12 protein-coding genes are annotated in these 20,006 nt (G+C 70.9%); 8 read left to right on the forward strand and 4 right to left on the reverse strand.

The window, feature by feature from the left end:
- Positions 1–116: 116 nt before the first annotated feature.
- Positions 117–644, forward strand: coding sequence for a hypothetical protein (locus TBR22_RS21715; RefSeq protein ID WP_239489929.1), 528 nt, complete (start codon positions 117–119; stop codon positions 642–644).
- A 74-nt stretch (positions 645–718) separates the two neighbouring features.
- The gene (locus TBR22_RS21720; RefSeq protein ID WP_239489930.1) at positions 719–3,031 is read left to right on the forward strand and encodes a patatin-like phospholipase family protein; all 2,313 of its coding nucleotides are present in this window, start codon (positions 719–721) and stop codon (positions 3,029–3,031) included.
- Positions 3,032–3,106: 75 nt separating this feature from the next.
- Here TBR22_RS21720 and TBR22_RS21725 read toward each other — a convergent pair whose 3' ends face one another.
- Positions 3,107–3,568, reverse strand: coding sequence for a thioredoxin family protein (locus TBR22_RS21725; protein WP_239489931.1), 462 nt, complete (start codon positions 3,566–3,568; stop codon positions 3,107–3,109).
- 137 nt (positions 3,569–3,705) lie between these two features.
- On the opposite strand from TBR22_RS21725, the gene TBR22_RS21730 reads away from it, so the two are divergent.
- From TBR22_RS21730 to TBR22_RS21740, 3 genes are all read left to right on the forward strand, one after another.
- Positions 3,706–4,557, forward strand: coding sequence for a phosphatase PAP2 family protein (locus tag TBR22_RS21730; protein WP_239489932.1), 852 nt, complete (start codon positions 3,706–3,708; stop codon positions 4,555–4,557).
- Between the two features lie 15 nt (positions 4,558–4,572).
- Positions 4,573–6,714 (forward strand): cation:dicarboxylate symporter family transporter, encoded by a 2,142-nt coding sequence (locus TBR22_RS21735; RefSeq protein ID WP_239489933.1) that lies wholly within the window; start codon positions 4,573–4,575, stop codon positions 6,712–6,714.
- A 160-nt stretch (positions 6,715–6,874) separates the two neighbouring features.
- Positions 6,875–8,242, forward strand: coding sequence for an NTP/NDP exchange transporter (locus tag TBR22_RS21740; RefSeq protein ID WP_239489934.1), 1,368 nt, complete (start codon positions 6,875–6,877; stop codon positions 8,240–8,242).
- A 91-nt stretch (positions 8,243–8,333) separates the two neighbouring features.
- Here TBR22_RS21740 and TBR22_RS21745 read toward each other — a convergent pair whose 3' ends face one another.
- The 3 genes from TBR22_RS21745 to TBR22_RS21755 form a co-directional block, all read right to left on the reverse strand.
- Positions 8,334–9,371, reverse strand: a complete 1,038-nt coding sequence (locus TBR22_RS21745; RefSeq protein WP_239489935.1) for a hypothetical protein — start codon at positions 9,369–9,371, stop codon at positions 8,334–8,336.
- A gap of 1 nt (position 9,372) precedes the next feature.
- Positions 9,373–10,278, reverse strand: coding sequence for a polyphosphate kinase 2 family protein (locus tag TBR22_RS21750; protein ID WP_239489936.1), 906 nt, complete (start codon positions 10,276–10,278; stop codon positions 9,373–9,375).
- Positions 10,279–10,394: 116 nt separating this feature from the next.
- Positions 10,395–12,437, reverse strand: coding sequence for a response regulator (locus TBR22_RS21755; RefSeq protein ID WP_239489937.1), 2,043 nt, complete (start codon positions 12,435–12,437; stop codon positions 10,395–10,397).
- 260 nt (positions 12,438–12,697) lie between these two features.
- Between TBR22_RS21755 and TBR22_RS21760 the strand changes: the two genes are divergently transcribed.
- From TBR22_RS21760 to TBR22_RS21770, 3 genes are all read left to right on the forward strand, one after another.
- Entirely contained in the window at positions 12,698–14,857 is a 2,160-nt protein-coding gene (locus tag TBR22_RS21760) for a TonB-dependent receptor (RefSeq protein ID WP_239489938.1), read from the forward strand.
- Between the two features lie 116 nt (positions 14,858–14,973).
- Entirely contained in the window at positions 14,974–16,206 is a 1,233-nt protein-coding gene (locus tag TBR22_RS21765) for an argininosuccinate synthase (RefSeq protein WP_239489939.1), read from the forward strand.
- Positions 16,207–16,339: 133 nt separating this feature from the next.
- On the forward strand, positions 16,340–19,909 hold the full coding sequence (locus TBR22_RS21770) for a response regulator (RefSeq protein WP_239489940.1): 3,570 nt from the start codon (positions 16,340–16,342) through the stop codon (positions 19,907–19,909).
- The last annotated feature ends 97 nt before the right edge of the window (positions 19,910–20,006 follow it).

The raw sequence follows: 20,006 nt of genomic DNA on the forward strand, positions 1-20,006 counted from the left end.
CCGTGCAGCAGCATCCAAAGCGTCGATCGTAGCGTCCTGCCACGGTAGGGGCTGGGGTAGACTGCGAAGGCGCCGGAGCGAATCCGCTCGGCTGCCCTATCGAGAGGAATCCACGTATGCGTAGCCTCGGTCACCGTGCCGTGGCCCTGCCCGCCGCCTGCCTGCTGGCCGGCGGCCTGTTGGCGGGCTGCGCCGCCGCCCCTCGCCAGAAGCCGCTCCGCACGACCGCCGTCGACACGGGCACGACCTCGATGGAAGCCGTGCGCAGGCAGCTCGAAGGCTCGTGGACGCTGGTGAGCCTCACGGCCTTCGATGCGGCGGGCGCCCCGAAGGCGTTGCAGGCGACGGGCCGACTGACGTACGACGCCTACGGCAACCTCGAACTCTCCGCCAGCCTGGCCGACCCTGCAGCGGCGGGTCCGGGGGCGGGTGCGCTCGCGATGAAGGGGCGCGCCGTGGTCGACACCTCGGGCAAGCGCCTGGTGATGGCCGACGTGATGGGGCAGGGCGCGGTCGATACGCTGCCGGCGACGCTGACGCCCGACAAGGTGCGCTACTACGCGTTCGAGGGCGGCACGCTCTCGCTCGAGACTCGCGACGGCACCCGGGTGCTCACGCGGACGGTGTGGAAGAAGGCCCAGTGACCCGGCAACCCGGAGGTCGCCCTGGCACGCCCGTGCTGGCGGCGCGATGGCCGGGACGGCGCTGACAGATACCCATGACGACGACGTTCTCCCCCCGCTTCCTCGCCGCCGCCGCGCTGGCGGCGGCCGCTCTCGCGCTCGGGGCCACCGGGGCTTCGGCCCAGGAGCTTCGCGCGGCCGTCTCCTCACCCTCCGATCGTGAGGGCGTCGTCACGCCCGCCACGACCGCGGCGGCCACGCAGGCAGGGCGGCCGAAGGTGGGCCTCGCACTCGGCGGCGGCAGCGCCCGCGGCTTCGCACACATCGGCGTGCTGCGCTGGTTCAAGGAGCACCGGATCCCGGTGGACTACATCAGCGGCACGAGCATGGGCGGCCTGGTAGCCGGTGCCTACGCCAGCGGCATGGAGCCCGAGGAGATCCTCGAGCTGATGAAGGAAGTCGACTGGGACCTGATGTTCGTCGCCGACTCCCCCTACAAGTACAAGACCTTCCGCCGCAAGCAGGACAAGCGCTCGTACCCGTCGCAGCTCGAGTTCGGCCTCAAGGGCGGCTTCACGCTGCCGGGCGGCCTCAATCCCGGCCAGCAGGTCGCGCTGCTGCTCGATCGCATCGCGCTCGCCTATGGCGACGTGGCCAGCTTCGACGACCTGCCGACGCCGTTCCGCTGCGTGGCCACCGACCTGAAGAACGCCGAGGCCGTGGTGCTCGGCAAGGGTTCGCTGGCGCAGGCCATGCGCGCGACGATGGCCATCCCCGGCGTGTTCACGCCGGTGAACTACGAGAACTGGCTGCTCGTCGACGGCGGCGCGCTGAACAACATCCCCGCCGACGTCACCAAGAAGATGGGCGCCGACAAGGTCATCGCCGTCAACGTCGGCGCCGACTCGGCCACCGAGGCGCAGACGCGCGCGTCGCTGGTGTCCCTGCTCGGCCGCACCATCGACACGATGATGACCACCAGCATCCGGCAGGCGCTCAAGGATGCCGACGTCATCATCGACCCCGACCTGGTCGGCCTCACGGGCATGTCGTGGCGCGCCAGCGGCGATCTCGCCGACCGTGGCTACGCGGCGGCCGAGGCGATGAAGGACAAGCTGCTGCCGCTGGCGGTCGACGAGGCCACCTACGAGGCGCACCTGCAGGCCCGCCTGGCCAGGAAGCGCATCGTGCCGAAGACTGCCGAGTTCCTCACGGTGGTCGGCGTCGATGCCCGCGAGGAGGCGTTCATCCGCGAGACGATGGCGCCCCTCGTCGGCCAGCCGCTCACGCACGCGGTGGTCGCCGACCGCATCCTGACGGTGACCGGCACCGACCGGTACGAGTACCTCACCTATCGCCCGATCGAGAAGGACGGCAAGGTCGGCCTCGAGATCAGGGCGCGCCAGAAGCCGTACGGCCCGCCGCTCCTGCAGATCAGCCCCGAGTTGAGCAACGTCGACTCGAGCAGCTTCTCGGTCAACCTCGCCGGACGCGTCACGGCCTACGACTGGGTGGGACGCGGCTCGGAGGTGCGCATCGACGGCGTGATCGGCACGCGGCAGGGCCTCGGCTTCGAGGTCTGGCGCCCGCTCGGCAGGTCGCCGATCTTCATCGCGCCGCGCGCCTACTTCGCGCGCAACCCGCGCAACTTCTACTTCGAGGAGAACTTCATCGCCGAGTACCGGTTCAAGCGGGCCGGGGGCGGTGTGGACCTCGGGTACGCGATCAGCCCGCGCGCCGAGTTCCGCGTCGGCATCGACGCGGCCGACGTGCGTGGTCGCATCCGGGTGGGTTCGCCCGGCCTGCCCGAGGTGAACGGCAGCGAGAAGTACGGCTCGGCCGGCCTCATCTGGGACAACCAGACGAGCCCGGTGGTGCCGACCCGCGGCCTGTACCTGCGCAGCAAGCTGCGCTACTTCTTCGACGCGCCGGAGTACGAGACGCTCGTCCCCCGCGATGACCTGACAAACCCGCAGGAATTCTGGCAGGGCGAGATCGCCGGCAACTGGTTCACGCGCGTCAAGCGGGAGGACCGCCTGTTCGTCACATACGGCGTCGGCACGTCGTTCGGGGAGACACCGCTGGTGAACGACTTCTCCCTCGGCGGTCCGTTGCGCCTGAGCGCGTTCAACAACGACGAACTGCGCGCCGCCAACTACGTGATGGGCGGCGTCGGGTACCTGAAGCGGGTGGGCCGGCTGGCCGACGTGCTTGGCGGCAACATCTACCTCGGGGGCTGGTTCGAGCAGGGCAGCGCCCACGACGAATGGGGCGACATGCGGTACCGCAGCAGCGTGTCGCTCGGCACGGTGGTCGAGACGCTGTTCGGGCCGCTGTACGCCGGCACGGCGTTCGACTTCGACGGGCGCTTCCGGTTCTACATCGGGCTGGGTCCGCTCTTCCGGTAGCCTGCGGTCGGCACCGAGGGCGATCGATGCGCACGCCGGCCCCGTCGGCCCGATGGTCGGAGCGGGCCGTGTCCATCACGGCCCGTCGTCGCGCAGGAAGGCCTGCATGCCGCCGCGGCTGAGGAACGAAGCGGTGCGGAGGACGCGACCGTCGTGATCGAGCACCAGCACGCTCGGGATGCCAGCGACCTCATAGCGCTCGGCGAGGTCGGGGTGCCTGTCGATGTCGACCTTCAGCGGCACGTAGTCGCGCGTGACGAGGGCGGCCACCTCCGGGTCGGGCCACACCTCGTGGTTCATCGTGATGCAGGGCGGGCACCAGCCCGCCGCGAAGTCGGCGAGCACGGGCTTGCCGGTGCGGCGGGACTCGGCCAGGGCGGCGGCATGGTCGGTCCGCCAGGCGATGGCGCTGGCCGGTGCCGGCGCGCCGCGCCACTGGTAGTAACGTCCCTTGATCATGGGCCACTGCGCGACGAGCAGCAGCGCGATGACGAACCCCCACACGATGGTCTCGCGCGAGGCGCGTCGGACCGCCATCCTTGCACGCTAGCACGGGCGGCAGGGCTCGCGGGCGTCGCATGCGGCCGGGTGATGAGCCACCAACCGCGAGTCCCCAGGGCCGCTCCGATTCGCCGGGTGCTCGGCGCCGAGTTGCCCACACAATGGTCCAGACCATGCGCATGAGCCACCTTCGCAGTGCGTTCCTCCTCCTCGTGTTGGCCCCTGCGCCGCCCTGCGCGGGCCAGGTGGCGCAACCGGCCTCGCCCGCGCCGGTCGTCTCCGTGACGCCAGAGGTCAAGTCGCCGCAGTCGGAAGCCGAGGCACCACAGCCCGGGGCCGCGGCGCCCGAGGCCGCCACCGACCCGCGCCTGGCCGGGTCGCCGGGGTTCTCCGGGTTCTTCAAGGACGTCGGCCGCGACTACGCGCAGTGGTTCACGCTGGACACGGCGGGCACGCTCACGCTGGGCACCGCGACGGCCCTGTTCGTGCGGCCATTCGACGAGAAGATCACCGAACGCGGCTTCGACCAGATCGGCAGCAGCCTGGGGGCCGGCCAGGAGTACGGCAACGTCTCGTTCCAGGGGCCGCTGGCGGTCGGCTGGTGGGTGGTGGGCCATGCCGTCGGCAGCAAGCGCGCCTCGGCGGCCGGCCGTGACCTGGTGCGCGCGCAGATCAGCGCGGCGTCGTGGACGTATGTCATCAAGTACGCCGTGCGTCGCACGCGTCCCAATGGCGACGCGCGATCGTTCCCGTCGGGGCACTCGTCGGCGACGTTCGCGACGGCCACCGTGCTGCAGACGCACTATGGCTGGAAGGTGGGGCTGCCGTTCTACGCTCTCGGCGTCTACACGGCGGCCTCGCGCATCCACGATCGCAAGCACTGGCTGAGCGACACGGTGATGGGCGCGGCGGTGGGGGTGACGGCCGGCCGGGCGGTGACCATCCGGCTGCGCCAGCACCCGGTGCGAGTGGTGCCGGCGATCACCCACGGCGGCGGCATGGTGCAGTTCGTCGTCGACCCGTAAGAATCCGCCTCCGCCATGTCCTTCTCAACCCGCATCCTCCTCTGGCTGGCGGCCGGCGCCGCGACCGGCGTGCTGCTGGGCGACCTGGTGGCGCCGCTCGGGGTCATCGCCACGGGGTTCGTCAAGCTGCTGCAGATGACGGTGCTCCCCTACGTGGTGATCTCCATCGTCGCCAGCCTGGGACACCTGTCGGCGGTCGAGGCGCGCCGTCTCGGCGTCCGCGCCGGCCTGGTGCTGCTGGCGCTGTGGAGCACCGGACTGGCGTTCGCGCTGCTGATGCCGGCGGTCTTCCCGGTGGTCCGTCAGGGGGCGTTCTTCAGCACGTCGATGCTCGAGCGGCCGCCCGACTTCGATTTCGTCGACCTGTACATCCCGTCCAACCCGTTCAACTCGCTGGCCAACAACATCGTGCCGGCGGTGGTGCTGTTCTCGATCGTGCTGGGCGTGGCCCTGATCGCGGTGCCGCGCAAGCACGTGCTGCTCGACGTGCTCTCGGTGGCCAGCGACATGGTGGGCCGCGCCACCAAGCTGGTCGTCCGGCTCACGCCCTACGGCATGTTCGCGGTCGCGGCCGTCGCCGCCGGCACGCTGCAGATCGAGCAGCTGGCCCGCATCCAGGTGTACCTGGTGGCGTACGTGGCGATTGCCATGCTGCTGGCGGCCTGGGTGCTGCCTGGTCTGGTGTCGGCGCTGACGCCGATCGGCTACCTCGAGCTGCTGCGGCCGACCCGCGCCGCACTGCTCACGGCGTTCGTCGCGGGCGACCTGTTCATCGTGCTCCCGACGCTGACCGACGCCTGCAAGGAACTGCTGTCGCGCCACGTGCCGGAGGCCGACCGCGATCACGCCACCGGCCTGCCCGACGTGATCGTCCCGGCGTCGTTCAACTTTCCGCACACCGGCAAGCTGCTGTCGCTCAGCTTCGTGCTCTTCGCCGGGTGGTTCGCCAATGCGGCCATCCCGTTCACGTCGTACCCGGCGCTGGCGCTCACGGGGCTGCTGACGTTCTTCGGCAGCCTGAACGCTGCGGTGCCGTTCCTGCTCGACGTGTTCCGCATCCCGGCCGACACCTTCCAGCTGTTCCTCGCCACGGGCGTGATCAACCAGCGGTTCGGTTCGCTGCTGGCCGCGGTGCACACGGTGGTCGTCGGCCTGCTCGGCAGCGCGGCGCTCGCCGGGCTGATCCGCTTCGACGCAAAGAGGCTGACCAGGTACCTGGTCATCACGGCGACGCTGACGGTGGTGGTGCTCGGGTCGCTCCGCCTGCTGTTCGAGACGGCGCTGCGCCCGCATTTCGACGGCGGGGCCGTGGTCGCCGCGCTGGCGCCGGTCCTGCCCCGGGCCGAGGTCGCCGACGCGGACGCCCGCGGCTCTCGCGCCGCCGGCGCACCGGTGCTGGACGCCGTCAGGACGACCGGGGTGGTCCGCGTGTGCTACGTCGAGGGACGACCGCCGTACGCGTTCGACAATGCGCACGGTTCACTGGTCGGCCTCGACGTCGAGATGGCCCACCAGCTGGCGATCGACCTGCAGGCGCGCCTGCACCTGGTGCCGCGCGACGCAGAGGCCCTGTCGGAGGGGCTGGCGTCCGGTGAGTGCGACATCGCGATGGGCGGCGTCGTCGCGACGCCTCTCCGGGCGACGCAGCTGGCCTTCTCCACTCCGTACATGGAGGAGAGCCTGGCCTTCGTGGTCCCCGACCACCTTCGCGCGGCGTACGGCTCGTGGGACGCGGTGCGGGCGCGGGGCGCAGTGCGGCTCGCGCTGCCCGACCTGCCCTATTTCAGGCGGCAGGTGCAGCAGCGTCTGCCCGAGGCCGTGATGGTGCCGCTGACCGCGACGGCGGGCGTGTTCGCGCCGGGGGGGTGGACGTTCGAGGCCATGGTGCTGTCGGCGGAGCGAGGTGCATTCCTCACCCTGCTCTACCCGGGGTATTCGGTCGTCGTGCCGACGCCCGGCCTGATTCGGGTGCCGGTGGCGTACGGGCTGCCCCAGGGCGACGCGGCGTGGAAGTCCTTCGTCGACGCCTGGCTCGAGCTGCACTCCCGTGATGGGTCGCTGACCCAGCTGATCGACCACTGGATCTTCGGGCGGTCCTTCGCACCGCATCAACCCCGTTGGTCCATCGTCCGCAACGTGCTGCACTGGGTGGACTGAATGCCGACCGTCGACGCGATGGTCGCGGCGCCCCCCGAACCCACGTGGCGGTCCGCGTGCCGACACCGATGGCCGCTATGACAGGACCGACACCGCCACGGCGCGCCCGGTCGGGGTCCGTTCGAGTCCATACTGTCGTTTTCATGGCCGAGCTTTCCGCATGACCTCACCCGCCGCCCCCCCGCCCTCCCAGTCATCGCGCGGCTGGATCGAACGTGCGCTGGCCCCCATCGCGGAGGTGCGCCCCGGTGAGGCCGCCACCGCGCTGCTGCTCACCAGCACGATGTTCGTGCTGCTCGGGGCGTACTACATGCTGAAGACGGCGCGCGAGGCGCTGATCCTGGCCGACGGCGGCGCGGAGGTGAAGGCCTACTCGTCGGCGGGCCAGGCGCTGCTGCTGCTCGGCCTGGTGCCGATGTTCAGCGCCCTGGCGTCGCGCGTCGACCGCATGAAGTTGATCCGCTGGGTGACGCTGGCCTTCGTGGTGCAGATCGGGCTGTTCATCATGGCCAGCGCCGGCGGGCTGCGCATCGGCATCCCCTACTTCCTCTGGGTCGGGATCTTCAACACGATGGTGATCGCTCAGTTCTGGGCGTTCGCCAACGACCTCTACACCCCGGAGCAGGGCAAGCGCCTGTTCCCGCTGGTCGGCCTCGGCAGCAGCCTGGGGGCGTTCGTGGGATCGGTGCAGGCCGCACCGCTCGCGCGGGCGTTCGGGCCCCTGCCCCTCATGGGCATCGCCGGCGTGCTGGTGAGCGTGTGCATCGGGCTGGCGTACGGGGCCAATCGCGCCAATCGCGCCACACAGACGGCGGCGCAGAAGAAGGTCGACGACGTGCCGCTCGGCAAGGACGGGGCGTTCTCGCTGGTGTTCGGCAACCGGTACCTGCTGCTGATCGGCGTGCTCATGGTGCTGCTCAACGTGGTCAACACCTCGGGTGAGTACCTGTTCGGCCGCCTCGTCACCGAGGAAGCCGTCGCCAGGTTCGGCAGCGACGCGGCGGGGCACGAGGCGCGCGAGAAGTTCGTCGGCGGCGTGTACGGCAACCTGTTCTCGTACGTGAACTTCGTGGGGCTGTTCCTGCAGCTGTTCGTGGTGTCGCGGCTGTTCAAGTGGCTGGGCGTGGAGAAGTCGCTCTACATCCACCCGATCGTCGCGCTGCTCGGCTACACCTTCATGCTGCGCACGCCCTCGGTGCAGACGGTGGGCCTGTTCAAGATCGCCGACAACTCGATCGACTACTCGCTGGGCAACACGACCAAGCAGGCGCTCTGGCTGCCGACCAGCCGCGAGGCGAAGTACAAGGCCAAGCAGGCCGTGGACTCCTTCTTCGTGCGCGCCGGCGACGTGCTGCAGGCCGGCGTCGTCTGGGCCGGCCATGCCGCCTCGTTCGGCATCCCGGCCTTCGCCGCGGTGAACGTCGTCCTGACGCTCGGCTGGCTGGCCGTGGTCCACTCCCTCGGCAGCGAGCACGCGCGGCTCGTCGCCGCCTCGCGCACCGAGCCCGACCCACGAGCCGCACGCTGAAGAACGCAAGGGCGCGCCACCGCGACGCCGGGGCCGCACCTGCCGCGCCAGGCAGCGGCCGGTGCGCAACCAGCGGCGTGCCGCGCCCGGCTCAAGGACTTTCCGCCCTCGCCTTCATCGTGCGGAGCGCGGCCGACAGGCCGGCGCGCGCGCCCTCGCGGGCCTTCCGTTTCACCATCCCGCCGAGCAACCCGGTGAGCCCGTCGGACCGCGCCAGGTTCAGCACCACCAGGTAGTGCCCCCGCCCCGGACGCTCCGTGTCGTCGACGATCGCGCGGACCTCGAGCGCCGTGTGGAAGTAGTGGCTCGCGTACAGTTGCTTGACGGTGACCACACCGCGCAGGTCGCCCGAGGTGGCGGTGGGATGCACCACCGCGTGGTTGATGCGCACCACGGGCTTGAGCCCGAACTGCGCGAGCGACCAGTAGAAGAAGTCGTCGACACCGGCAGGCCGGCCCAGCGGATACGAGAGCAGGTAGGCCGACACCTCGGGCAGCGTCGACGTGAGAAGCGGCGAGCGGCGGACCATGTCCTCGAACTCGCGGGCGACGAAGGTCGGCCGCTCGGCATCGTGGTAGATGGCGAGGGCCTGGTTGCCGCCGGCGCGGTAGCGCTCGACGTAGTCGACGGCCATGCGACGCGCCAGCGCGTTGGCCTGCTCGGCAGCATCGGGGCGGAGCCAGTCGATGCGGGCGACCGCGGCGAGGGCGTCGGTCCCCAGCTTGACGCCGCAGCGTCCGGGCCGGCAACGGCGGAGGTCGGCCACGTCCTGGTCGGGCAGGCGGAGCGCGGCCATGTCCTCGACGGTGGGCGGCGTGGAGAAGCGGTGGGTGGCGAGGAAGCCGTTGCCACGCTCGAGGCGCTCCACGTGGCGCATCAGATCCATCATGCGCGCCGCAGGCGCAGCGACGCGCACGGCGCCGGCGACGGCGATCTCGCGATCGGAGGACGATCGGACGTCGGCGATGACGGGCTCGCCGTTGCGGACCGCAGACAGTTGCGTGTCGTTCAGCCCGACCTGCCGTGCCAGGCGACCGACCGTGCCCGCACCTGGCTGCATCGTCGTCGACGCGTGCCACGGCACCGAGCCGGCCACGACCAGCGCAGCCATGGCCATGGCCACGCGCACGCTAGGGCTCCGCGAGCAGCTGCCGACGGCCTTCGTCGATCACTTCGAGCTGCGCCGGCGTCATCTTGCGCGGCTTCAGGCCGAGTCCCTGGATGGACTCGGTGAGGATGGCCGAGACCAGCGCCCGCGACACCCACTTGTTGTCGGACGGGATCACCCACCACGGCGCGAAATCGGTGCTGGTGTGCGTGAGCGTGTCCTCGAACGCCTCCTGGTACTGGTCCCAGTAGGCACGCTCGTGCAGGTCGCCCATCTCGAACTTCCAGTGCTTGTCCGGATTGTCGAGGCGGTCCATGAACCGCTTCTTCTGTTCCTTCTTCGAGATGTTCAGGAAGAACTTCAGGATCAGCGTGCCGTTGCGCGTCAGGTGCTTTTCGAACGCGTTGATGTCCTCGTAGCGCGCCAGCCAGAACTCGTCGTCGCGCGGACCGGGCGGCAGGCGCTGGCGCTCGAGCACCTCGGGGTGGACGCGGACGACCAGCGTCTCTTCGTAGTACGAGCGGTTGAAGATGCCGATCCGGCCGCGCTCGGGCAACGCGCGCCAGTAGCGCCACAGGAAGTCGTGGTCGAGTTCCTCCTCCGACGGACGCTTGAAGCTGAACACCTGGCAGCCCTGCGGATTGAGGCCAGACATGACGTGCTTGATCATGCCGTCCTTGCCGGCGGCATCGATCGCCTGCAGCACCACCAGCACCGACCAGACGTCGTTGGAGGCCAGCCGATCCTGCGCCTCGGCGAGCCGCACCAGGTTCTGCTCGACGAAGCCCCGAGCCTTCTCCTTCAGCGCGTCGGTCGTCAGCCGCTGGAGATCCTTGTCGCCGGCCCACGCCGTGTCGTGCTTCCTCAGCCGCAGTCGCGTTCCCGGGGTCACGCGGAAGCGCCGCGTGATGTCCTTCATGGTGAGCATGCCGTCGTCTCCGGCCCCGATGGTAACGCAGCCGGGCTCGGACTCAGGCTCGAGGCGCGGCGCAGCGCGAGGTTGCCGCGGCCCGCAGGGCGCGAACCGGCATGTCAGCCGTGGCGTTACGTGGCGGAGGCGGGATCGGAGGCGGCAGGCCCCGGTGCGTCGAGGACCTGGCGCACGCGCGCGGCGAGGGCGGTCGGGCTGAACGGCTTGGTGATCAGCGACACGTCGGCTGGCAACAGGCCTCGCTCGGTGACGACGTCGCTGCTGTAGCCCGACATGTAGAGCACGCGCATCGAGGGGTCTCGACGCCGCAGTTGCGCGGCCAGCTCACGCCCGTTCATCACCGGCATCACCACGTCGGTCAGGAGCAGGTCGACCCGATCGCCCTGCTCCTGCAGCGCCTTGATGGCGCGATCGGGCGTGCTCGCGTGCAGCACCGTGTAGCCGTAGGACTCGAGGGTGCGCCGCATCAGGTCGAGCACCGCGGGCTCGTCCTCGACAAGCAGGATCCGCTCGCTGCCCTCGAGCGTGTCGGACGGCACGCCACGCGGCGCCCCGACGATGCGCGAGCTGGCGCGCGGCAGCAGGACCAGGAACGTCGTGCCGCCAGGTCCCGTGCGCTCGACCTCGATGCGCCCGCCGGCCTGCTCGACGGTGCCCATCACGCTGCTCAGCCCGAGGCCGGTGCCCTCGCCCGGGGCCTTCGTGGTGAAGAAGGGCTCGAAGATGCGCGGCAGCGCCGCCGGGTCGATGCCGCGACCGCTGTCGGTCAGGCGGATCGCGACGTAATCGCCGGCCGGCAGGCCGTGCGAGGCGGCGGTGGCGGCCGACAGCGAGAGGTTGGCCAATGAGATGTCGATGGCGCCGGCGCCGCGTATCGCATCGCGCCCGTTGGCGACCAGGTTGACGATCATCTGGTCGAACTGCGACGGGTCGATCTCGACGGGCCAGATGTCGGGACCGAGCGAGAAGCCGAGGCGAATCTCGTCGCCGGCCAGCCGCTGCAGGGTGCGCGACAGGGCGGCGATGGCGTGCGCGACGTCGAGCACGAGCGGGTGCACGACGTCGCGCCGCGCATACGTGAGGAGCTGCCGGGTGATCGTGGCGCCGCGCGACGCCGCGTCGAGCACGGCGCCGAGATCGGCGCGCAGCGGATCGGTGGGGCCGAGCTGCTGCAGCACCAGGTGGGCGTGGCCGATCACGATCGTCAGCAGGTTGTTGAAGTCGTGCGCCACGCCGCCGGCCAGTCGGCCGACCGAGTCGATCCGCTCGGCCTGCCGCCGCTGCGCCTCCTGCGCCTCGCGCGCGAGTTGCTCGCGCTTCTGCTCGGTGATGTCCTCCGAGAGTCGCAGGAAATGCGTGACCGCGCCGTGCTCGTCGCGCACCGGCGCGATGACGGCCCGTTCCCAGAACACGGTGCCGTCGCGACGGCGTTGCTCGAAATCACCCCGCCATTCCTGGCCGGCCAGCAGCGCGGCGCGGATCTCGAAGCCGAGGCCGGCGTCGGCGTGGCTGGTGCGCATCAGGGCGTGCGTCTGCCCGCGCACCTGATCGCGCCCGAAGCCGGTCACCGCCTCGAACCGGGCGTTGACGTACTCGATGCGGCCACGCGTGTCGGTGAGGCTCACCAGCGCGGGCAGTTGCTCGAGCGCGAGCGTCAGCGCCCGAAGCGTCCGCACCTCGCTGGAGAGCTCGAGGTTGCGGTGCTCCAGCTTCTTGATCAGCGACTCGTTGTACAGGCGCCACGACTCGGTCTCGCCCGGGTCGTCGGGGCCGGTCGCCTGGCCGGGCTCGTCGCCCAGGGCCTCCGTGATGGCACGGATGACCTCCTCGGCGGCCATCGACTTGACCAGGAAGCGGGTCACGCCGAGGCGGCGGGCCTCGGCAATGTCCTTGGCGCTGGCGTACGAGCCCGTGTAGAACACGAAGGGCGCGCGCGCCAGGGCCGGCTCGGACCGGGACGCGCGGCAGAGCGCGAAGCCGTCCATCTGCGGCATCAGGATGTCGGAGACGATCAGGTCGACGGGTTCGCGGCGCGCGACCGCCAACGCGTCGAGGCCGTTGCTGGCCTCGGCGACGACGTGGCCGTGCGCCTGCAGGAGGGTCCGCAGGCGCGACCGGCTCTCCGGTTCGTCGTCGACGATCAGGACTCGCGTCATCGTGGAGCGACGGTTGGTCGCTGATGCATTCTGACGGGTTTCCGCCGCAGTGCAAGGGCTCGATGAGCGGCCGCTAAGTAGATGATGGCAAGGGAGTTGGACAAAATCGTCAGCGACACCTCCGGGGCCCGAAGATGACCCTCCCTCGCCAGACTAATGTCGCCGCGATGTGGTGTTTCCTGGTCACCTGCCAAGCCTTCGCTCCCGCGGCGGGTCGAGCCGCGGCGGACCCGGTCGCGTGGCAGGAAAGCGTCGGCGACGTGCGACGCGTGCGCGTGGTCGACGCCACGACGGGAGAGGGCCTTGCCGACGCGATCGTGCAGTGCGGGCAGTCGACGCCGGCGCTCACCGACGCCTCCGGCACGACCAGCGTGTCGTCGTGCGCGACCGGACTGGTGATCACCCGCGACGGCTACGTCGAGGCCCGGCTGCCGATGCCAGCGCAGGGCGACGTCGAGGTGCGACTGATCCCCGAGCGCCGGGCGGCCGAGAGCGTGACGGTGGTCGGCCCGGCCGCGGGACAGGCCGAAGCTGCCGTTCCGGCGCAGATCGCCATCACGCGCGACGAGCTCGCCATGCTGCGCGGCGTGACCTTCGACGACCCGCTGCGCACCCTGCAGCAGTTGCCCGGGGTCGCGACGAGCGACGAACTGCGCGCCGAGCTGTCGGTGCGCGGCAGCCCCTTCCGGCAGGTGGGCCTCGTGCTCGACGAGGTGAAGAGCCGCCTGCTCGTGCACACCGTGCGCGGCGTCGACAACACGGGCTCGGTCGCGCTGCTCAACGCCGATCTCCTCGACGCGGCCAGCCTCACGCCCGGGGCCGGGCCGCAGCGGTTCGGCAACACGGTCGGCGCCGAGCTCGCGATCCGGACGCGCGCCGGTCGACCGGCATGGCATGGCCGCGGCATGGCCAGCGCGATCGCCGCGACGGGGTTCGTCGAGGGGCCGATCGGCACCGACCGCGTCACGTTCATCGCCGGCGCGCGCAAGAGCTACGCGTCGTGGATCGTGCGGCGCATCGATCCCGACGTCAGCGGCACGTTCGAGTTCACCGACGCGCAGGCCAAGCTCGACGCGCGGCTCTCGACGCGCCAGAGCCTCAGTGCGGGCGTGCTCGCGGGCACCTCGACCTACGACGAGCGCGGCCGGCGCAGCGGCGCCAATGCCCTCGACGTCGGGAAGAACCAGACGACGATGGGCACGCTGGCCTGGCAGGCGCAACTGGGGTCGCACTGGGTGGTGCGCCAGCGCGTGGCGGGCATCTCCAGCACCTATCGCAACGCCAACCCCGACGCCCTGCCGCTCGACAGCGGCACCGAGCACGAGTGGCTGTCGCGCTCGATCGTCGAGTGGGCGCCGCAGGCGTCGATCTCGCTGGACGGCGCCGCGCAGGTGCAGCGCTTCACGAGTCGCGGCTCGTCGGTCGTGTATCACCCGACGACCCGGCTGCCGCAGTCGGACACGGCGCATGCCGGCGAGCAGACGCTGGCCGGCGGGCACGTGCACGCCCGCTGGTCCCCGCACCGGGCCATGACGCTGGCCGGCGGCGCGCGCGTCGATCACGTGCCCGATCTCGAGACCTTCGTCGGCGGCTGGGCGCAAGCGCAGGTGGCGCTCTCGCCCAGCCTGGCGGTGACCGCCGCGGTGTCGCGACAGGGACAGTCACCCGACGTGCTGCAGCGGTTCGGCCCGGCCGGCACGGCCGACCTGCGCTTCGAGCGGGCGACGCTGGTCGATGGCGGCATCGGCTGGCGGCGCGGGCCATACACGATCGCGGTGAACCTGTACCAACGTCGCGAGACCGACGGGCTCGACACGCCGGGCCGGCAGTTCCGGCTCACGTCGTCGGGCCAGCTGGCCGGGGGCGACCCGCGCGCGCCGTGGGTCAACGCGTTGAGCGGGCGGGCGAGGGGCGCCGAGGTGCTGCTGCGACGCCAGCCATCGACCACCCCCAGGGGTGTCCGGTGGTCAGGCTGGATCGGCTACAGCTACGGTCGCACCACCTACGAGGGGGAGCTCGACCCGTCGTTCCCTGGCGCCTTCGAGCAGCGCCACCTCGTGACGATCTCGGCCACCACGCAGGTCGGCTCCCGGTGGGATGCCAGCACCACGCTGCGGCTCGCCACCAACTGGCCGTACGAGGGCTGGTACGAGGAGCGGAGCGACGGCCGGATCTACCTCTCCTCGGAGCGCAACGGCCTGAGGCTTCCGGAGTACGGCCGGCTGGACGTGCGGGTGCGGTATCGCGTGCCGCTGCCGCACGGGCGTCTGCTCCTGTTCGCCGAGGCGCTCAACGCCACCAACGCGACCAATTACCGCCAGGTGAGCGCGAGCGTGAACCTGCGGACCTACCAGGTGGGCCGCCTCTCGGAGAAGCAACTGCCGATCATCCCCGCCGTCGGCGCGGCGTTCGAGTTCTGAGGGGCTTACGGCTCACGGCTGACAGGGGCTCAAGGCTCAGGGCTCAGGGCTCAGAGAGCTTTCTGGGTTCTGTCGACTGCCGACTGCCGACTGCCGGCTGTTTATACTTGTCGGTCATGAGTACCCCGTCCTCGCCAAAGAAGATCGTGCTCGCCTACTCCGGCGGGCTCGACACGTCCGTCATCCTGCCGTGGCTGAAGTCCCGCTATCCGGGCGTCAAGCTCTACGCCTTCGCCGCCGAACTCGGCCAGGGCGACGAGCTGCACGAGATCGAGGCCAAGGCCAGGAAGAGCGGCGCCGACGCGGTGCTCGTGAAGGACCTGCGCAAGGAGTTCGCCGAGGAGTACTGCTTCCCGATGCTCCGCGCCCACGCCACGTACGAGCAGGACTACCTGCTCGGCACCTCGATCGCGCGGCCGCTCATCGCCAGGCACCAGGTGCTGTACGCGCAGAAGGTCGGCGCCGACGCGGTCGCGCACGGCGCCACGGGCAAGGGCAACGACCAGGTACGTTTCGAGCTGACCTACCAGGCCCTCGATCCCTCGCTGAAGATCGTGTCGCCGTGGAAGGATCCGCAGTTCCTCGAGGACGGCCTCACCGACCGCGAGACGGCGATCGACTACGCGCGCCAGCACGGGATCCCGATCGCGCAGACCAAGAAGAAGATCTACTCGCAGGATCGCAACCTGTGGCACATCAGCCACGAGGGCGCCGAGATCGAGGATCCGGCCGCCGAACCGAACGAGCGCGTGTACACGATCACGGTGCCGCCCTCCAAGGCGCCCAACCGCGCCGAGTACGTGACGATCGACTTCGAGGCGGGCGTGCCCGTCGCCGTGAACAAGAAGAAGTTCCACGGCAAGGGCCACGCCCTCATCGCCGTCCTCAACGAGATCGGCGGCCGCCACGGCGTCGGCCAGGTCACCCTCGTCGAGAACCGCCTGGTCGGGATGAAGAGCCGCGGCGTGTACGAGACGCCGGGCGGCACCATCCTCTACGAGGCGCACAAGGCCCTCGAGCAGATCTGCCTCGAGCGCGAGCTCTATCACGAGAAGCAGCGCATCGCCCTCAAGTACGGCGAGCTGGTGTACTACGGGCAGTGGTTCCACCCGCTGCGCGAGGCGCTGCAGTCCTTCGTCGATCACGCCAACCGGGTGGTCACCGGCCAGGTGAAGGTGAAGCTGTACAAGGGCCGGGCGACGGCCGTCAGCGCCACCTCGCCGCAGTCGCTGTACGACACGCGCCTGGCCAGCTTCGCCATGGCCGACTACGACGTCACCGCCGCGCGCGGCTTCATCGACCTCTTCGGCCTGCCGATGAAGGTGCGCGGCCTGAAGCAGCAGTCGTAGGGCGGAGCGAGGATTCAGGGCTCAGGGGTCGGAAGGCATCCTGGGCCCGACCCATTTCCTATCGTTGGTTAAAGGCAGGCAGCGCCGGGCCGATGGTTGTCGAAGGTCGCCGAACTGGTGACCGACGCGACCGATGCAAGACGCTCCCGCCCCGTCGGGCCGTCGCACGAGCAGCACGGTGCTGCTCACGACGGCCCTCGTTCTCTGCGCGCTCGGCCTGGCGCGCTTCCTCGCGACGTTGGCCGGCCTGCCGCCCGGGCCGCTCGCCATCCGGGTGCACGGATTCGCCGCCTCGTTGATGGCGGCCGCCGTGGCGAGCATCCTGGCGGGGTGGCGCGGCCGCGCCTGGCTGGCCAGCCGCCTGGCGTCGGTCGCGCTCGCCGGCGCCGGACTCCTGCTGGCGTTGCAGGCGGCGCTCGACCTCGTGCCGGCGTCCTCGTCGGTCCTGGCCGGCCTCGCGCTGCTGCTGCCGACCCGGCAGGCCACCCTCTGCATCATGGTCACGGCCCTGATCGGGCTGCCGCTGCCCCGCCGACTGGCGCGCGTCCCCTCGCGCAACGCCCTGGTGCAGGTGTGGGGCAGCCTGCTGCTGGCGTTCCTGGCCACCACCAGCCTGGTGACCTGGGCCTCGTCCGGCGCGATGGACAGCTGGCTGCGCTACCTGCTCATGTCGCCGCCCCTGTCGGTGTGCTGCCTGCTCGTGGCCGCCGGGGTGCTGGTCGACCGTGTCCTCAGGGGCGACACCGCGTGGCAGCGCTGGCTGCCCGCGGCCATCACCGTCTTCGTGGGCGCCTGCGCGGTCATCTTCGCGCAGGCCCTCAGCTCACAGGAACAGGCCGGCGTGCGGCGACAGGCGGCAGCCGAGGCGCGCCGCCTGCGCGAGGCGCTCGTCGAGCGGGTCGCGGCGATGGACGCCGACCTCGAGCGCATGCGCGTCAGGTACGAGAGCGGCGCGGTCAGCACGCGCGACGCATGGCACGCCGATGCCACTGCCGCCATCCGCGCCCATGCCGGCGTGCTCGACTCGCTCGTCGTGGCGGACGCCGACGGGCGTCCCGCGTGGGTCGCAGCGACCACGCCGTCGCGGCACCAGCGCGACAGCGCCTCGTCGCGGACGCTCACCGCGGCGCTCGCCCGGGCGGCCGCCTCGAGCAGCCCCGTCGCCTGGGCGCCCACCGAGGACCGCAACGGACCGCATCGCGGTTATGGTGTCGCGCTGCCCCTCGGCGCGGTCGGCGAGACGCCGGCTCGCCTGCTGCTGGCCTCCTACAGCCTCGAGGCGCTCGTGCCGCGCGTGACCGATGCCTCGCCGTACGCGGTGCGCGTGGCGACCGGCGGCGATCAGGATCTGCATCGCCACCAGGTGCCTGCACCGGCGGGTCGGTTCGGCACGACCTTCACCGAGGCGGTGGACGTCGACATGCCGGGCGCCCAGCGGCTCCGCGTGCACGTGACGCCGACGGCGTCGCTGCTCGCCGATCAGTTGAGCGGGCTGCCCCGCCTCGTGCTCGCCCTCGGCCTGCTGCTGGCCGGCGTCGCCGGCGTGGCCACCCGCGTCTACGCCGTGAGCCGCGAGCACGCCGAGGCACTCACGACCAGCAATGCGTCGCTGCAGGCGTCCTTCAAGGCGCTGGCGATGGTCCGCGACCAGTTGATGGCCTCCGAGGTGCAGTTCCGCGGCCTCTTCCTGACCTCGCCGCTGGGCCTCATGCTGTCGCGCGGCGCGCGGCAGATCGAGCACGCCAACCCGGCGCTGCTGCACATGCTGGGGTACGACGCCGAGGCACTGTCGCAGGTGACCCCCGCCGACCTGCTCATCGACGCCACGCTGGTCGACCGGCAGGCACGGGAACTCGAGTCGCGCGGTGCCTACGGACCCTACCGCACCCGCCTGCGCCGGCGTGACGGGACCGAGGTGCCGGTCCTGCTCACCGGCACGCTGATGCGCAGCGCGCAGGGCGAGCCGATGGTGTGGTCGTTCGTGCAGGACAACACGGTGGAGACCGTCGCCGAGGCCGATCGGGCCCGCTATCTCGCCGAACTGGAGAAGCAGGCCGTCGAGCTCGCACAGGCCCGCGACACCGCGCTGGCGGCCACGGCGGCCAAGAGCGGTTTCCTCGCGACGATGAGCCACGAGATCCGCACGCCGATGAACGGCATCATCGGCATGACGGGGCTGCTGCTCGACACGCCCCTGAGCACCGAGCAGCGCGAGTTCGCCGACGCGGTGCGCGGCTCGGCCGAGCACCTGCTCACCATCATCAACGACATCCTGGACTTCTCGAAGATCGAAGCGGGCAAGCTCGCGCTCGAGACCGTGGAGTTCGACGTCCGGGCCATCCTCGAGGACGCGCTGGATCTGGTGGCCGAGCCGGCCCGCAAGAAGGGACTGGAGTTCGGCGGCTTCGCGGCGCCCGACGTGCCGCAGATGGTCAAGGGCGATCCCGGGCGCATCCGCCAGGTCCTGCTGAACCTGCTCAGCAACGCCGTCAAGTTCACGACGCTGGGCTCGGTCAGCGCGCGCGTGTCGGTCGACGAGATGCCGGGGGCGCGCGCCACGATCCGCTTCGAGGTCAGCGACACGGGCGTCGGCATCCCGACGCACGTGCAGCAGCGACTCTTCCAGCCGTTCACGCAGGCCGATGCCTCGACGACGCGCAAGTACGGCGGCACCGGGCTCGGCCTGGCGATCAGCCGGCAACTGGCCGAGGCCATGGGCGGCGAGGTCGGCGTCCGCAGCGTGCCCGGCCAGGGCAGCACCTTCTGGTTCACCGTGCGTGTCGAGCGCCTGGCCTTCGCCAGCGACTCCCTCGTCAGCGCCCAACTGCGCGGCAAGCGCGCCTTGTGCGTCGACGATCACGACATCAGCCTGCACGTGTTCCGCAGCCTGCTCATGGGGTGGGGCGTCGAGGTCACGCTGGCGACGACGCCCCAGCAGGCGATGGCGGCGCTCGACGCGGCCGACGCGACCGGGATGCGCTTCGACTTCGCGATCCTCGACCAGCAGATGCCGGGCATCGACGGCTTCACGCTGGGAGGGCTGATGCGGGGCCGCGCCACCACGTCCGCGCTGCCGCTGCTGCTGTCCTCGTCGGTGGTGCAGCCGGGCGGCCTCGACGAGGCGACCGCGCGGGGCTTCGACGGGCTGGTGACCAAGCCGGTCAAGAAGCGGTACCTCCTGCAGGCGCTGCGACAGGCCCTCGCCCTGGACAGCGTCCCCGTGCCCATCCCCTCGTCGTCGGTGGCGATGCCGACGCCGGCGCCGGCGCGCCGCATGCGCATCCTGCTTGCCGAGGACAACCCGGTGAACCAGCGCGTCGCCGTGCGCATGCTCGACAAGCTTGGGCACCGTGTCGATGCGGTGGGCAACGGGCTGGAAGCAGTCGAGGCACTCGGCCGTCTGCCGTACGACCTCGTGTTGATGGACTGCCAGATGCCCGAGTGCGACGGCTACCAGGCCACGGCACTGGTCCGGCAGCGCGAGGAACGCGGCGCCAGCCGCACGATCATCGTGGCGCTGACGGCCAACGCGATGGAAGGCGACCGCCAGCGGTGCCTCGACGCCGGCATGGACGACTACCTGCCCAAGCCGCTCCGGTTCGACGATCTGCGGACGGTGCTCGACAGGTACGCCGCGCTGTTGCCCGCGCCGGAGCCTGCCCCGACGGCGGTCACGCCCGCCGATGGCGCGCGCGTGCACTGAGCCGCGCTGGCAATTTGAAATTCGAAAATTCGAAATTCTCGTGGGCGCGGCTTCGCCGCCGCCCCTCGCGACGCATCGCGCGGCAAGGCCGACAGGC

The organism is Luteitalea sp. TBR-22 (assembly GCF_016865485.1).
Lineage (GTDB): Bacteria > Acidobacteriota > Vicinamibacteria > Vicinamibacterales > Vicinamibacteraceae > Luteitalea.

Bases quoted from the DNA above. Each gene is read 5' to 3' on its own strand.
- TBR22_RS21730 (WP_239489932.1), top strand. From the start codon at position 3,706: ATGCGCATGAGCCACCTTCGCAGTGCGTTCCTCCTCCTCGTGTTGGCC.
- TBR22_RS21715 (WP_239489929.1), top strand. From the start codon at position 117: ATGCGTAGCCTCGGTCACCGTGCCGTGGCCCTGCCCGCCGCCTGCCTG.
- TBR22_RS21725 (WP_239489931.1), bottom strand. From the start codon at position 3,568: ATGGCGGTCCGACGCGCCTCGCGCGAGACCATCGTGTGGGGGTTCGTC.
- TBR22_RS21740 (WP_239489934.1), top strand. From the start codon at position 6,875: ATGACCTCACCCGCCGCCCCCCCGCCCTCCCAGTCATCGCGCGGCTGG.
- TBR22_RS21720 (WP_239489930.1), top strand. From the start codon at position 719: ATGACGACGACGTTCTCCCCCCGCTTCCTCGCCGCCGCCGCGCTGGCG.
- TBR22_RS21755 (WP_239489937.1), bottom strand. From the start codon at position 12,437: ATGACGCGAGTCCTGATCGTCGACGACGAACCGGAGAGCCGGTCGCGC.
- TBR22_RS21765 (WP_239489939.1), top strand. From the start codon at position 14,974: ATGAGTACCCCGTCCTCGCCAAAGAAGATCGTGCTCGCCTACTCCGGC.
- TBR22_RS21735 (WP_239489933.1), top strand. From the start codon at position 4,573: ATGTCCTTCTCAACCCGCATCCTCCTCTGGCTGGCGGCCGGCGCCGCG.
- TBR22_RS21770 (WP_239489940.1), top strand. From the start codon at position 16,340: ATGCAAGACGCTCCCGCCCCGTCGGGCCGTCGCACGAGCAGCACGGTG.
- TBR22_RS21750 (WP_239489936.1), bottom strand. From the start codon at position 10,278: ATGCTCACCATGAAGGACATCACGCGGCGCTTCCGCGTGACCCCGGGA.